16 protein-coding genes are annotated in these 14,169 nt (G+C 64.2%); 9 read left to right on the top strand and 7 right to left on the bottom strand.

The window, feature by feature from the left end; all coding sequences use genetic code 11:
- Positions 1-97 precede the first annotated feature (97 nt).
- Complete coding sequence (locus tag ABD115_RS04135; protein ID WP_083506522.1) at positions 98-268, top strand: DUF3117 domain-containing protein; 171 nt, start codon at positions 98-100, stop codon at positions 266-268.
- Between the two features lie 56 nt (positions 269-324).
- Here the strand turns inward: ABD115_RS04135 and ABD115_RS04140 are convergent, their stop codons facing one another.
- Positions 325-957, bottom strand: a complete 633-nt coding sequence (locus ABD115_RS04140; RefSeq protein WP_343958500.1) for an O-methyltransferase — start codon at positions 955-957, stop codon at positions 325-327.
- Positions 958-1,132: 175 nt separating this feature from the next.
- Here ABD115_RS04140 and ABD115_RS04145 point away from each other — a divergent pair, with 175 nt between their 5' ends.
- Positions 1,133-1,510, top strand: a complete 378-nt coding sequence (locus ABD115_RS04145) for a twin-arginine translocase TatA/TatE family subunit (RefSeq protein ID WP_343958501.1) — start codon at positions 1,133-1,135, stop codon at positions 1,508-1,510.
- Positions 1,511-1,609: 99 nt separating this feature from the next.
- Here ABD115_RS04145 and ABD115_RS04150 read toward each other — a convergent pair whose 3' ends face one another.
- From ABD115_RS04150 to ABD115_RS04160, 3 genes are read right to left on the bottom strand one after another with little or no spacing between them, the layout of a single operon-like run.
- Complete coding sequence (locus tag ABD115_RS04150) at positions 1,610-2,782, bottom strand: Mrp/NBP35 family ATP-binding protein (RefSeq protein ID WP_343958503.1); 1,173 nt, start codon at positions 2,780-2,782, stop codon at positions 1,610-1,612.
- Positions 2,775-3,413: a DUF1003 domain-containing protein gene (locus ABD115_RS04155; RefSeq protein ID WP_343958505.1), complete on the bottom strand. Its 639-nt coding sequence runs from the start codon at positions 3,411-3,413 to the stop codon at positions 2,775-2,777. The genes ABD115_RS04150 and ABD115_RS04155 overlap by 8 nt, the downstream gene beginning before the upstream one ends.
- The gene (locus ABD115_RS04160; protein ID WP_343958507.1) at positions 3,410-4,681 is read right to left on the bottom strand and encodes a magnesium transporter MgtE N-terminal domain-containing protein; all 1,272 of its coding nucleotides are present in this window, start codon (positions 4,679-4,681) and stop codon (positions 3,410-3,412) included. Before ABD115_RS04160 ends, ABD115_RS04155 begins: the two co-directional genes overlap by 4 nt.
- 182 nt (positions 4,682-4,863) lie before the next feature.
- On the opposite strand from ABD115_RS04160, the gene ABD115_RS04165 reads away from it, so the two are divergent.
- From ABD115_RS04165 to ABD115_RS04190, 6 genes are all read left to right on the top strand, one after another.
- Positions 4,864-5,352, top strand: a complete 489-nt coding sequence (locus ABD115_RS04165) for a YflT domain-containing protein (protein ID WP_343958511.1) — start codon at positions 4,864-4,866, stop codon at positions 5,350-5,352.
- Positions 5,353-5,467: 115 nt separating this feature from the next.
- Positions 5,468-6,478, top strand: coding sequence for a LacI family DNA-binding transcriptional regulator (locus tag ABD115_RS04170; protein WP_343958514.1), 1,011 nt, complete (start codon positions 5,468-5,470; stop codon positions 6,476-6,478).
- A 204-nt stretch (positions 6,479-6,682) separates the two neighbouring features.
- Positions 6,683-7,597, top strand: a complete 915-nt coding sequence (locus ABD115_RS04175) for a polysaccharide deacetylase family protein (protein WP_343958516.1) — start codon at positions 6,683-6,685, stop codon at positions 7,595-7,597.
- Positions 7,598-7,680: 83 nt separating this feature from the next.
- Positions 7,681-8,688: an asparaginase gene (locus ABD115_RS04180; protein WP_343958518.1), complete on the top strand. Its 1,008-nt coding sequence runs from the start codon at positions 7,681-7,683 to the stop codon at positions 8,686-8,688.
- A gap of 48 nt (positions 8,689-8,736) precedes the next feature.
- On the top strand, positions 8,737-10,107 hold the full coding sequence (locus ABD115_RS04185; protein WP_343958520.1) for an MFS transporter: 1,371 nt from the start codon (positions 8,737-8,739) through the stop codon (positions 10,105-10,107).
- Positions 10,108-10,254: 147 nt separating this feature from the next.
- Positions 10,255-10,455 (top strand): hypothetical protein, encoded by a 201-nt coding sequence (locus ABD115_RS04190; protein ID WP_343958522.1) that lies wholly within the window; start codon positions 10,255-10,257, stop codon positions 10,453-10,455.
- 1,040 nt (positions 10,456-11,495) lie between these two features.
- Here the strand turns inward: ABD115_RS04190 and ABD115_RS04195 are convergent.
- Both ABD115_RS04195 and ABD115_RS04200 read right to left on the bottom strand, forming a co-directional pair.
- Entirely contained in the window at positions 11,496-11,801 is a 306-nt protein-coding gene (locus tag ABD115_RS04195; RefSeq protein ID WP_343958524.1) for a type II toxin-antitoxin system RelE/ParE family toxin, read from the bottom strand.
- Complete coding sequence (locus ABD115_RS04200; protein WP_343958526.1) at positions 11,798-12,013, bottom strand: hypothetical protein; 216 nt, start codon at positions 12,011-12,013, stop codon at positions 11,798-11,800. The genes ABD115_RS04195 and ABD115_RS04200 overlap by 4 nt, the downstream gene beginning before the upstream one ends.
- A gap of 129 nt (positions 12,014-12,142) precedes the next feature.
- Here ABD115_RS04200 and ABD115_RS04205 point away from each other — a divergent pair, with 129 nt between their 5' ends.
- Positions 12,143-12,565, top strand: a complete 423-nt coding sequence (locus ABD115_RS04205) for a helix-turn-helix domain-containing protein (RefSeq protein ID WP_343958528.1) — start codon at positions 12,143-12,145, stop codon at positions 12,563-12,565.
- A gap of 145 nt (positions 12,566-12,710) precedes the next feature.
- Here ABD115_RS04205 and ABD115_RS04210 read toward each other — a convergent pair whose 3' ends face one another.
- Positions 12,711-14,084: an aminopeptidase P family protein gene (locus tag ABD115_RS04210; RefSeq protein WP_343958530.1), complete on the bottom strand. Its 1,374-nt coding sequence runs from the start codon at positions 14,082-14,084 to the stop codon at positions 12,711-12,713.
- Between the last annotated feature and the right edge of the window lie 85 nt (positions 14,085-14,169).

A 14,169-nucleotide genomic window follows, 5' to 3' on the forward strand; every position in this document is an offset into this window, starting at 1 on the left:
TTATTGCTCAGGATTGCATAAAAGGTTCATAGAATTTCCGCGACCCCGCTTCTCGGGAGATAATAGAGGGGAACGACCAAACATGCGAGGAGGCGTCATGGCGGCAATGAAACCCAGGACCGGAGACGGGCCCATGGAAGCGGTTCGCGAGAGCCGCGTTATCGTGGTGCGTGTTCCCCTGGAAGGCGGTGGCCGTCTGGTGGTGTCAGTCAACGACGAGGAGGCCGCTGAGCTTCGTGATGTGCTTGCGGGCGTGCTCGGCGACTAGCCGACTACACACGCAGAAAAAGAGGGCCCCGAGGGGCCCTCTTTTTGTGTGAGCGGCTAAGCGCCGAGCTTCACGACGGTGAGCAGCCCGTCGCCGACGGGGGAGAGGGCTGGCGCGATCGCGTCTGAGTCGGCGACGACCGCGAGGAGATCGCGCATGGCCTGCGTAGCCTCGTCGCGCGCTGCGGGGTCGGGAACCCGGCCGTGCGCGAGTGCACTCGGAACGACGATGGCGCCGCCCGGTCGCACGATGCCGAGGGCGTGTTCAAAATACTCGAGCAGCTGTGATTGCTCGGCGTCGAGGAGCACAATGTCGTAGGCTGCCAGGTTCAGGCGGGGCATGACGTGTCGCGCATCGCCCTCGACGAGGCGGGCGCGCGAGGCGGGAATGCCGGCGTCGCTGAACAGGGCCCGCGCTTCGCGCAGGTACTCCGGCTCGATCTCGATAGAGGTGAGGATAGCCTCGGGGCGGTGGCGCAGCAGCGACAGGCCGCTGACCCCAACGCCTGTGCCGATCTCGCAGATCGCGCGGGCGCCCGAGAGCACCGCGAGGGCAGATAGCTCGGCAGAGACAGCCCGAGACACCGGCTCGATGCCGATCTCCAGCGACACCCGGCGGGCGCGCACGAGCGCGTCAGTCTCGCTCGGATACTGCTCCGTGTATTGCCAGTTGCGTTCGAGCTTGCTCACATTTCCTCTTCTACCGCTGCCGTCGTTATGCCGACTACATGATAGAGCGGTTTGGCGTGTTTCGCGCACTGGCTCGCCGTGGTGGCCCAGGGCAGCCCGGCGAGTTTGCGACGCTCGGGTGCGACCCTGGGCGCGCGAGTCGCCAACGCCAGCGGCTTCTCGGTACGATGAGTGAATGGACGGCCTCAGCATCCCGAAGATTCTCATCATCTTGGTGATCGCGATGTTTGTGCTCGGCCCAACTCGGCTGCCAATCTACGCGAAGAAGTTCAGCGACTTCATTCGCTCGCTGAAGCGCGCGGCAGACGGCGCGAAAGAGCGGCTGCGCGATGAAATGGGTCCGGAGTTTGACGACGTTGACTGGAAACAGCTCGACCCGCGGCAGTACGACCCGCGCCGCATCATCAGGGACGCGCTCGTGGAAGACGAGCGCGAGGCGCGGCAGGAGGAGCGCAGCCAGCGCCTCGAGGAGCTCGCCGCCGCCCGCCGGGCGAGGCAGGGTATCTCTGCCGACGGCGTGAGCACCGTGCGCTTCGACGACGAGGCGACGTAGCTCAGAAGACGTCGGACCGAGCGTTGCCCCGAAGCGTCGGCACGCGCGCCGGCCCGCGCATGGGCTGGTGCCGCGCGCAGCGGGCCGTCTGGCACGCGCCTAACGTGTGGGCGTGACGCCGAGCGACTTGCCGGCAAGCCCGCGGCCCTGCGCCGCTATCCGGCCGGCAATCTCGAGTACCACGGCCGCCGCCGGGTCATCGGGCCGTGTGAGCACAGCCGGCGATCCGCTGTCGCCTCCCGCGCGAAAATCGGGGCTCAGCGGCACGCTCCCGAGCAGCTTCACAGGCGGCTGGCCGGCCGCGCTCTCGGAGGAGTTCAGCCGATCAACCACGGCAGCCCCGCCGCCCGTGCCGAACAGCTCGAGCACCGTGCCGTCTGGCTGCGCGAGCCCAGCCATGTTCTCGATCACGCCGATGACGCGCTGACCGGTCTGGCGCGCGACGAGCGCGCTGCGCACGGCAACGTCGGCCGCTGCCTCCTGCGGGGTCGTCACGACGAGCACCTCGGCCTGGGGGAGGAGCTGCCCGATGCTGATGGCGATGTCGCCAGTGCCGGGCGGCAGATCGAGCAGCAGCACGTCGATGTCGCCGAACCAGACGTCGCGCAAGAACTGCTCGATTGTGCGGTGCAGCATCGGCCCGCGCCACGACACGGCGGTGGATCGGGGGTCGGCGTCGCCGAGGAACATGCCGATCGAGATCACCTTCACGCCGTGCGTCTCCGGTGGCAGAATCATGTCGCCGACGCGCGTTGGTTGCGCGGTCACGCCGTCGCGGCTGAGGCCGAGGATACCGGGGATCGAGAAGCCGAACACGTCTGCGTCGACGAGGCCGACCGACAGCCCCCGCTGCGCGAGCGCGACCGCGAGCGAGGCCGTGAGCGATGACTTGCCCACCCCGCCCTTGCCGCTCGTCACCGCGATGACGCGGGTGAGCGAGTCTGGCCCGAACTGCACTGGCCTTGCGGGCCCGCGCACGAGCTCGACGAAAGCCTGCCGCTCGGCAGGGTTCATCACGCTGACGTCGATCGCGGCCGCGGTGATGCCCGGAGCGGCGAGCGTGGCCTCGCGCACCTCGCGCTCGATGCGCTGCGCCGCCGGGCAACCAGCGATCGTGAGTTTCAGCGGCACCTCGGCCGCGCCCGCCTCGTCGACGCGCAGCTCGCCGACCATGCCGAGTTCGGTGATCGGGCGGTGAATCTCGGGGTCGTTGACCCGCGACAGCGCATCCCAGAGGCCTTGCTCTGCCGAGCTTCGGGTCTGGCTAGTCATTGCGCTGCTCCTGTCCTGCCGGCTGCGTGGCTGGGTCTGGGTCTGGGCCTGGGGCTGGGGCTGGGTCCTGGGTGGGGTGCCCGGGAGTTTCGCCCCGGTCGGCGGGCGCTGGCTCGCCCGCGGCCCGTTGATCCGCCTCGGTCTGCTCGAGCTCCGCGAGCAGTGAGCGAAGCTCCTGCCGCAGGAAATCGCGGTCGGGGAGATCTTTGATCGACAGCCGCAGCGCGACGACCTCGCGGGCGAGAAACTCGGTGTCTGCGAGGTTGCGCTCGGCCTGCTTGCGGTCTTGCTCGATCTGCACGCGGTCGCGGTCGTCTTGCCGATTCTGCGCGAGCAGAATCATCGGAGCCGCGTACGAGGCCTGCAGCGAGAGGATGAGGGTGAGCGCCGTGAACCCGAGCGAGGGGGAGTCGAACCGCAGCTCTTTCGGGCCGAACGTGTTCCAGGCCAGCCAGAGCACGCAGAACAGCGTGAGCGCGAGCAAGAACCAGGGCGTGCCCATGCCGCGGGCGATGCCCTCCGTCCAGCGGCCGAAGCGCTCATTGCCGTCAACGCGCGAGCTCGCCGGGCCGCGTGAGGCGATGCCAGCGCGGGGTGCTGCGAGGTCTTTGCGGCGCGTGAAGCGGCTCATGCGCGACCCCCGAGCTCGTTCGGGTCGGAGTCTGCGTGGCGCCAGTCATCTGGCAGCAGGTGGTCGAGCACGTCGTCGACTGTGACGACGCCAACGAGCCTGTCTTGATCGTCGACGACGGGCAGCGCGACGAGGTCGTAGCTCGCGAGCCTGCGCGACACCTCGGCGGCGCTCGCGGTGACGGGCACCGCCTCGATCTCGGAGTCGAGCAGCGCGCTCAACCGCTCGTGCGGCGGGAAGCGGAGCATGCGCTGAAAATGCACCATGCCGAGATACTCGCCGCTCGGTGTTTCGTAGGGCGGGTGGGTGACGTAGACGGCCGAAGCCATGGCAGGCGGGATCTCAGCGCGGCGAATCATCGCGAGGCCCTCGGCGACGCTCGACTCGGCCGCGAGCACGATCGGTGTCGGGCTCATCAGGCCGCCTGCGGTGTCGAACTCGTACTCGAGCAGGCGGCGAACGTCTTCGGCCTCCTCTGGCTCCATGAGATCGAGGAGCTCCGCGCCCTGCGCGGCGGGGAGCGCGGAGATGAGGTCGGCCGCGTCGTCGGGCTCCATGCGGTCGAGCACGTCGGCCGTGCGACCAGAGGGAATGAGGGCGAGGATCGCCATCTGATCGGTCTCGCTCATCTCCTCGAGCGCGTCTGCGACCCTGTCGTCGGCGAGCTCCTCGAGCACAGGTGCCATGCGCCCCTGGGGGAGCTCGAGCAGGGTCGTTGCGAGGTCGGCCGGTTTCAGGTCGACAAGGGTCTGCACGAGCAGCTCGGCTGACTGCGGGCCGCCGTCTTCGCTCGGGCGCTCGACCTCAGACCAGCGCACGGTACGCGCCGGCCCGCGGCCGAACGCCGCGCCGGTCTTCGGGGTGCGCACGAACAGCTCAGACACGATCCACTCGCCGGCGCGCGTGCGCTCGATCGCCGCGTCTTCGACGGTGGCGCGCACGCTCGCCTGCCCGGCATCGCCAGCGAGGTCAACGCGCATGCCGATCATCTCCGCGATCATGCGGGTCTCGCCGCGGCGCTGCTCAAAGCGGCGAATGTTGATGAGACCCGTCGTGATGACCTGGCCAGACGCGATAGAAGTGACGCGGCTGATCGGCACGAACACGCGGCGCTTGCCAGGGATCTCGACGATCAGGCCGACAACGCGCGGCGCTGCGGCCGCGCGGTACACGATCAAGACATCGCGAACCTTGCCAATCTGATCACCGACGGGGTCAAAGACACCGCGACCGGCGAGACGGCCGACAAAAACCCGCGAACTGCTCACCCCTCTACGGTACCGCGCCAGGGTCGGATTCGGCTGGAGAAGGTGCGCGACACGCAGGCGCGGGAGGTGCGCTGTGCCCGGGGCCCCGCCGGCGCGAGGCTCGCGCTTGCCCGCCGTGAACCCGGGCAGGAGAAATCCAGTCAATCCGGGCATCTTTGTGGCTCCTGTGGAAGAATCAAGCCATGAGCACTCCCGGATTCCCGAATTCTCGCGCCCCCATGCAGCCCGAGATCCCGAAGGGTGAGATCGTGTCGACCTACGATCGCTACGAAGACGCGAAGCACGCCGTCGACGTGCTCGCCCGCAGCGGCTTCCCCGTGCAGCGCGTCTCGATTCTCGGCAACGACCTGCGCAGCGTCGAGCGCGTCACCGGCCGACTGAGCTACAGCAAGATCGCGTGGATGGGCGCGCTCTCCGGCGCGTACCTCGGCCTCTTCCTCGGCCTTCTGCTCTTCATCTTCCAGCCAGACAACGCCGGCATCGGCGGGGTGTTCCTCTCGGCGATCGTCATCGGTGCGGGCTTCGGCATGCTGTTCGGCCTGCTCTCGTACGCGCTCAACCGCAACCGCCGCGACTTCTCGTCAATCATGCAGATGGTTGCGACCCGCTACGACCTCATCACCGAGCCCGAGCTTTTGCACGAGGCCCGCCGGGTGCTCTCGGGGGAGTAGGCGCGGCTCGCGCTCGCCCTGCTTGGGTGATGCTTGGGGTTGGCTGCTTGGGTAGTGAGGCGCAGCGCGAAGCGCGATACGCTAGCTGCAACCCGAGTGGAAGGCACGTGACAAGATGGGTACGACGGGTACGGTCACGCTCAAGGATCTTGCTGCCGCGTTGGAGCTGAGCCCATCGACGGTCTCTCGGGTGCTCAATGACCCCGACGAGGGATCGTCTCGGTGGGCGTCGGCTGAGACTGTTGCGCGGATTCACCGGTTGGCGAACGAGCTCAATTACTCGCGCAACCCGCATGCGGCCTCGCTTCGCACGTCGCGCTCCAACATGGTCGGAGTGATCGCTCCGAGCCTGCAAGACTACGTGTTCGCTTCGATCTACGAGGGGATCGCTCGGCAGGCGTCGACGCGCGGTTACTATTCCATCGTCTCAAGCTCGCACGACGACGAGCAGCGAAGACGCGCGCTCACTGACCAGATTCTCGATCGACACGTCGCAGGGCTGATTTTTGGTGATGCGCATCTCGACAGCCCCGGTTTCTTCGCAGACTTCGCCAAGCGTGGTGTGCCCTATCTCCTTGTTAGTCGGAGGTTACCTGGTGAGCTCTCTGTTACCTGCGACGATTACGCGGGAGGGCGCATTGCTGCGGAGCATCTGCTCGGTACTGGCAGAACTTCGTTTGGGGTGCTCGCTGGCCAGGCCGGTGCCTCAACCGCGCAGGATCGCGTCGCCGGGTTCATAGACGCGCTGACTGAAGCGGGAATCCCAGATTCCCGCATCACCGCGATCTACACCAACTTCGACGCAGTGTCTGGTCGTGAGGCGATGGCGGGGATACTCGACATCGCCGGCGTACCTGAAGCGGTGTTTGCTACAAACGACTTCGCTGCGATCGGGGCCACTGGCTTGCTCCGCGAGCGCGGGCTGCGGGTTCCGGAGGACGTGCTGATGTGTGGGTTTAACGACACGCCTTTGGCGGAAGGCGTGAACCTCACAAGTGTGCGCTCGCCGATGGAACAGATGGGTGAGCGAAGCATGGCGATGCTGGCTGACCTCGCAGACGGCAAACAGCTCGAGTCGGAGGCGCTGATGCCTGAGATCGTGGCGCGCGCGAGCACTCGACGCTGAGCCTCCCACGCGGCGCACGGGTGCATTGGTCATCGGCGCCTCGTCACAATTTGGTTTTACACAATCGTTTGACGCAAACGATTGACCCAAACGATTGTGTACCCTAGGCTGACGTTACTGCGATCGTGCGGCGCAGCGTCGAATCTCCTCCCGGAGGGATGATTCTGAGACACCGAAGTCTTCGCACAATTGAAAGGACGAGAGATGCCTAAGGAAATCAAGGTCTGCATCGGAGCAGACATTGACGCGGTAGCAGGGGGGCTGGGATCGTACGGTGGGCAAGACTCACCTGCGGACATTCAGCGGGGAATGTTTGCGGGGGAGGTCGGAATCCCTCGGCTGCTCAACCTGTTCAAAAAGTATGACCTCAGTGCGACATGGTTCGCGCCCGGGCACTCGATCGAAACCTTTCCGCATCGCATCGAACAGATCGTTGCAGCTGGTCACGAGCTGGCTGCGCACGGGTACAGCCACGAGAATCCGATCGCGATGACCCCCGAGCAAGAAGAGGACGTGCTGAACAAGAGCATCGAACTCATCGAGCAGTTCTCGGGGTTGCGGCCCCGCGGCTATATCGCTCCCTGGTGCGAGCTCTCTCCCGTCACGACCGACTTGCTGCTCAAGAACGGCTTCCGCTACGACCACAGCCAGGCGTTCCATGACTTCCAGCCCTTCTATGCGCGAACCGGCGATACGTGGACGAACATAGATTTTTCAAGAAACGCGGCCGACTGGATGAAGCCTCTCGTGCGCGGCAAAGAAATCGACCTCGTGGAGATCAACTTTTCTTGGTACGTAGACGACCTCCCGCCAATGATGTTCATTAAGGGAAGCCCAAACTCGCACGGCTTCGTGAACCCGCGCGACATTGAAGACATGTGGCGGGAACAGTTTGACTGGGTATACCGGGAATACGACTACGCAATCTTCCCAATCACCATTCACCCGGACGTATCGGGTCGCCCTCAGGTGCTGATGATGCTCGAGCGGCTCATCGAACATATGCAACGGCACCCGGGCGTGACCTTTGACACCTTCGAGAACGTCGCCGAAGACTTTCGGGCCAGGTTCCCATTCGCTGAGAACAGCCGCTACCCCTTCGACCGAGAACTGCCCTAGCGCGGCAGCGGTGGTGCGCTCGCCCGGGGCGGGCGCACCACCGAGATCGTCCTCAATAATTTCACATTCTACGATTGGCCAGAATGAGTCCCACGCTCCCCAACGTTGTGCTGTTTACGCTAGGCGGCACTATCGCATCTATCCCGACCGCGCCCGGCCAGGCCGCCGTGCCGACGCTCGACGCTTCCGACCTGGTCGCCGGAATTCCCGGACTCGCCGAACACGCGAAAGTGCGCGCTGTAACATACAGTCAACATGCCTCGGGCGATCTCACCTTTCGTGCGATCTTTGACCTCGCCTCAGCGATTCGCAGTGAACTGCTTTCGGGCGCAACCGGGGTTGTGGTGTCGCAGGGTACAGATACCCTGGAGGAGAGCGCCTACCTGCTTGACCTGTTGCTCGACGTAGATGAGCCAGTAGTGCTGACAGGCGCTATGCGCAACCCGGGGCTTGCCGGAGCTGACGGGCCAGCTAATCTTCTTGCGGCAGTGCACGTTGCCGCCTCGCCTCAGGCTCGCGGGTACGGCCCGCTCGTCGTGTTCGCCGATCAGATTCACCTCGCCAGGTACGTGCGAAAGACTCATAGCTCATTTGTCGATACGTTTCGGTCACCGAATCTCGGCCCGGTTGGGTGGGTCACCGAGGGCGTTGTCCACCTCCCGCTGCTTCCCAGGGAACGGACACGACCGGTCCAAGTCAACGGTGTCGACGTCGATTCGCTGCCCGAGGTGGCCTTGATAACGGTTGGCATGGATGACGACCTGCGTGTCCTGGAAGATCTGGATGCTCGCGGATACAGCGCCGTCGTGGTCGAGGCAATGGGCGGAGGCCATCTGCCGAGCTGGGACGTAGCTCGTCTCGCGAACTTGGCGGCTCGGATGCCGGTCGTATTTGTCTCCCGTACCGGGGCTGGGCAAGTCTACTCAGCAACATACGGCTTCCCCGGGGCAGAGAAAGATCTGCTCAGACACGGCCTTACCAGTGGTGGCGTCTTGGACGGGGTGAAGGCTCGGGTGCTCCTGCGCTTGCTACTCGCTGCCGGAGCAAGCAGGGCCGAGCTGTCCCACAGGTTCGCAACCGAAGCAATGTAGCTTCACAGCATATTTCAATTCAATTCGACGATCAGTGAGGATCTCTCGATGACCATTTCACCCACGATACGCATGCCCGAACTTCATCAAGTCACCTTGAAAGACGTGCGGGTAGCGACCTGGATTTGCTTCTTCGCGTGGACGTTTGCTGTCTACGACTTTGTACTCTTTGGCAACCTACTGCCGAGTTTCGCGGCCGACATGGGGTGGACTGAGGCTCAGTCGACCACGGTGAATACCTGGGTCACTGTCGGAACGGCGGTTGTCGCTTTCGGTATCGGGCCAATCGTCGACAAGATCGGGCGCAGAAAGGGAATCATCATTTCTGTCATCGGTGCGGCAGTGGCGTCTGCGCTGACAGCGGTAGCGGGCTGGGCAATTGGCCTGAGCGCTGGGATCGGGCTCGTCTTCTTGCTTCTCGTGCGCTCAGTTGCGGGGCTCGGTTACGGAGAACAAGCGCTCAACGCCACGTACCTGAACGAGCTCTTCGCGCAGGTGTACACATCGCCCGAGCAGGCCAAACGTCGCGGGTTCATCTACTCCATGGTTCAGTCAGGGTGGCCTATCGGCAGCGTTATCGCGGCTGCTTCAGTGTATGTGTTGTTCCCGATTGGCGGGTGGGCACTCTGCTTCGTTGTGGCTGTCTTTCCCGCCATCTTCATTGCGATTGCGGGTATCTGGCTCAAAGAGAGCCCGCAATTCAAGAATCGCAAGGCGGCGCTCGAGCTCCTTCGTGCGGGTCACGTGGCCGAGGCGCGAGCCTTCGCTGCCGCTGCCGGCGTAAGCATCGAAGAGCAGACTGCACCCCTGAGCGCGGTGTTTAAAGGAGAATCCCTTCGCGCGGTTGTATGCATCGGGCTCGGATTCACCCTGAGCTGGTTCGGTGTGCTGGTGTTTGTGATCTTGGGAACTTCATTGCTGACGTCTGCCACAGGCAAGGACATCGACTTCAGCGACTCCTTGTTGATCTTGATGATTTCGAACGGCACAGCCTTTTTCGGCTACCTTTTTCACGGTTGGCTTGGGGACCGGATCGGGCGAAGGAACACGATCGCCTTGGGGTGGTTGCTGGCGGGGCTGTCGTTTGCGGCGATGGTCTGGACGCCATCTGAGCAATCTGTGCTCATCATCGTTTGGTACTCCGCCGGTCTGTTCTTTCTGATCGGCCCGTTTGCGGCGCTGCTGTTCTTCAACGGAGAGAGCTTTCCGGTTCACACCCGCGCTACGGGCGGCGCAATTATCAATGCCGGCGGTCAAGTCGGGGCAGTGATCGCCGGAATCCTGGTTACCGCGAGTCTCGGAGCGGGCGTGAGCTGGAACACAACCGCCATGCTGTGGGGAGTGGTGCCCACAGTGATCGCTGCTGTTGTGATTCTTGGCGCCCGTAGTCTCCCTCCCGGGGCCGTTCGGGTGGACTGAACGTGGCAGCGGGGTGCGCGCTGACGCAGAGAAAGGACATTGCCCGTGTGTGTTTCTTGTAGACCGGCTTCGTCCTCGGGATGGGGCTCGGTGTGGGCAGAGTCTGCGCCGTCCGATCGTGCTATCGCGAAGGCTCAGCGTGGTGAGGTGATCAAGAAGCTCTTCGACGGGTCAAACGTTGGAGTTGCTGACGTTGACCACGATAGATTCATGCTCACAGGTGGCACGGGGAATCGGATCATCGTCGACGGTGCTATTGGGCTCGCAGCCGGCTTCCTCACACTCACCGGGGCGCCAATCGATGTATTGGATGTGAGTTGGTTGAGCAAGCCGGGCGGTCAACGATGAGCTTCCCACTCGTGCTCGTGACTCGAAACGCTGGCTCCGGTGGAGTGAGCGCATTCGCGGGTCTGATGCAGACGCTGTCGCTCGGCGCGGCCCTCCTGCTGGTGCCAGAACCGGAACACTGGCCAGGCACGATGAGTTACTCCGGTGGCGACACATGCGCTTGTGGTTCTGAGCGGTCGATTGGCTGCCGATGTGGCGACGGATACAGTGCGCTCCTGCTCGCTCTGGAGGCTGCGGTTTCGCGGCCTCCAGACGGGCACGACACGATAGCGGTCGTGCTTCACGATCAAGCCGATCCCATTGCCGTGTTGCAGCGTATCAACGCGCACCCGCGACTGCGACACCAGATCACCATGCCTCGCATTGTTCATGTTGTTGATGGGGAGATGCTCCGCTGCGGGCAAACAGCCCGTGGGTTGGTGGGCGCAGTATTTGCCACCGAGTGCGTGGTGGTGAATTCAGAACTAGTTGACACGAATCAGCGTGATGCGTTCTCGGAGGAGTTCACTTCGGCGTACCCGTTGACCCGGCTCCTCTGGCAGCAGCCGGTGGGCACAGAGGGGGCGGGCCGCACAAACCTTGGCCGGCACAGTCGCCCCAGCAGAGTGAGCGGCTGCAACGGTCGGGCACAGGCCCGTGTACCCTTCGATGCCCATGAATTTTTGCTTCCTGACAGCGTCTCATGGCTCGCGCTGCATACCTGGTTGGTCGTTCTCCTGGCGCATCACGGGCATCGTGTCTTGCGCGCACAGGCCTGGCTTAGAGAAGCCGGCGATACTATCGAACTGCGCTCGGCCGGTTCCTATGTTGCGCCAGTACTGAGAGCGCACTCGGCGCCTGGAGACACATCACTCCAGCGTATGCTGATGTTGTGTCGTGACGTACCAGGGGCCATTTTGGAACGCTCACTGCGTCAGCTCGTTCACCCTGATATACGCATTCAGGCAGAGCAGGGTGCTTGAACGCCTCGCAGCGAACGTGTGCGTCCGCGGTATGCGCCTTGCCCCCACGTCAGAGATGTAACAACCAGCGCCGCTCCGTTAGGGTAGTCGGCTGGCCAACGCCTCATCACCGCGTGCGTGATGAAGAATAGCGACAACCTGCACGAAGCGCTCGTACTCGAAGAGCCTGTACCAGACGTGGTAACGGAATGCCTCTGTGCTGACGCGCCGCAATCCGAGCCGGCGCTGAGGCGCCTGATGGGCATGCAGTGATAGGCGACCAAGCGTGGCTTCAATGGCATCAAGGCAACGTTCGGTATCTCGAGGGGCGTGCTGCTCGTAGTACCCCTCGATAGCATCCAGATCACGAAGCGCGGCGGCCATGAGCCGCACGCTGTAGGTCATGCGGATTGAGACGAGCGTCGTCGAGCTTTCCACTCCTCCAAAGAGAGGTAGTCGCGGGGAGCCGCGTCCGCCTCTGCAACGCGTCGTGTGAGGAGGTTGTTCACTTCATCCGACTCAATGTCGTCGATCCTAGCTTGAATGACATCTCTCAGCTCGACGAGCTCAGCAGGCGTGAGGTCATCGAGCTGGTTCTTCAGTGCTGAGCCCAACATATACCCATGGTACGTCGTCATCGAGGGAAGCGGTACTGGCGGAGGGAAGTCGCTCAGTCCTCGACGCGCACGCCGATGCGCTGGAGCTGAGGCGTTTGGGAGGTTGAGATGGGGGCCGCAGGGTCTCGAGTGGCGCAGACTACCTTCGTAGCCGAGTCGGTGCGAAGCCAGGCGCGCGAATTGCTCTCGCAGTCGCAGGGTCGGGAGATCGTTGCGACCACCCTGGTGATGGACGACGGCAGCGAACTGGTTCTGCCGGAAGAGGTTGTTGCGATGATTGCGCCGTTGATAGCCGGCCTGGCTCATGGCGAGGTGCGCATGCGGGAAGTGCCTGAGGAGCTGACCACGACCATGGCGGCCAGCTTTCTTGGAGTTTCTCGTCCCACCTTGATGCAACTCGTCACCAACGGGCTGCTGGAATCTCGCCGCGTTGGTTCACACCATCGGTTCCTACTCGGGGATGTCGTTGCCTTCCGGGAAGCGCGCAGAGCGACGCAGGCAGAGGCACTCGCTGCGCTGAGAGCATTTGATGAGGAACGTGGCATCGAGTGAGGTTGTGCATAGGTCAGGCGGTGCGATCGCAACGACCCGAGAAATCTCGGAGGGGCCTGGAACTAAACCACCAGTGTGCGGCGCGCAATAAACCGGGTCCCGCTGGGAAGACACCCAACGGAACCCGGCCTATGACGAACCGCGGCTACGCCGTGCGGGCGCCCCGCACCCACGCCTCGACATCGTCGGCGGTGCGCGGAATGTTCGCCGAGAGGTTCACGCAGCCGTCTTCGGTGACGACGATGTCGTCTTCGATGCGCACGCCGATGCCGCGGAACTCGGCCGGCACGGTGAGGTCGTCTGGCTGGAAGTAGAGCCCGGGCTCGATCGTGAAGACCATGCCTGGCTCGAGAATGCCGTCGAGGTACATGTCGCGCCTCGCCTGCGCGCAGTCGTGCACGTCGAGGCCGAGGTGGTGGCTCGTGCCGTGCACCATGTAGCGCCGGTGGTAGGGCGTGCCGTCGGCCTCGGGCAGGAAGCCCCACTCGCGGGTCGCGCGCTCGATCACGGCCATCGCGGCGTCGTGCACATCGCCGAAGCGAATCCCCGGCTTCACGATCGCGCGCGCGGCGTCTGCCGCCTCGAGCACGGTCTCGTACACCTTGCGCTGGGTCTCGGAGAAGGTGCCCGAGATCGGAATCGTGCGGGTGATGTCTGCGGTGTACAGGCTGTCGAGCTCGACGCCGGCATCGAGCAGCAGCAGGTCGCCCTCGCGCACGGGCCCGTCGTTACGAATCCAGTGCAGCGTGCACGCGTGCGGGCCTGCAGCGGCGATGGTCTCGTAGCCGACCTCGTTGCCGTCGAGCCGAGCCCGCTGGTTGAAGACGCCCTCGACGATGCGCTCGCCGCGGGGGTGCGCGCTCGCGTCGCCGAGGGCAGCGAGCACCTCGTCGAAGCCCCGCTGGGTCGCATCGACCGCGTCCTGCATCTCGGCGAGCTCGTACTCGTCTTTCACGAGCCGCAGCTCTGAGGCCGCGCGGGCGAGCTCGTCGTTGTCGAGGGTGACGTCGCCGTCTGCCGCCGCGAACTCCGCGAGGTGCGCGGTCTGCACGCCGAGCAGCGCAGCGACCTGCGCGAGCGAGGGGCGCGCCCCGATCCAGAATTCGCCGATCTCGGGGTTCGCGAAGAACTCGTCTGAATCGCGGCCTGCGCGCTCGCGGAAGTAGAGCGTCGTCGCACCCGAGGCCTCGATCACGAGGATCGCGCCCGGCTCCGACTCCGAGCCCCAGCCGGTGAGGTGGGCGAAGGCACTGTGCGGGCGGTATGGGTAGAACGTGTCGTTCGAGCGCTGCTTGAGGGCGCCGGCTGCGATGACGAGCCGCTTGCCAGGGAACTGTGCTGCGAGTGCGAGCCGGCGATCCGCCGCATATTTCGCAACGCCAAGCTCGGCCGGCAGCTCATCAACACGGTCGGCCCAGTGCGACGAAATGTAGTTCAGAAACGTCTCGGTCTGCGGAGTTGTGCTCCGGTTCGAGTTATCGATCTCAGCCTCGTGGGTGGCATTCGCGTTTTCGGTCATGCCGCCATTCTTTCACCTTCTGCTGAGGGAAGGCGCTGACCTTGGTGCCGGGCACGGAAAAGCCGTGAACATGCATAGACTGAGG

Origin of the sequence: Leucobacter albus (genome assembly GCF_039528015.1) — a bacterium.
GTDB classification, from domain to species: domain Bacteria; phylum Actinomycetota; class Actinomycetes; order Actinomycetales; family Microbacteriaceae; genus Leucobacter; species Leucobacter albus.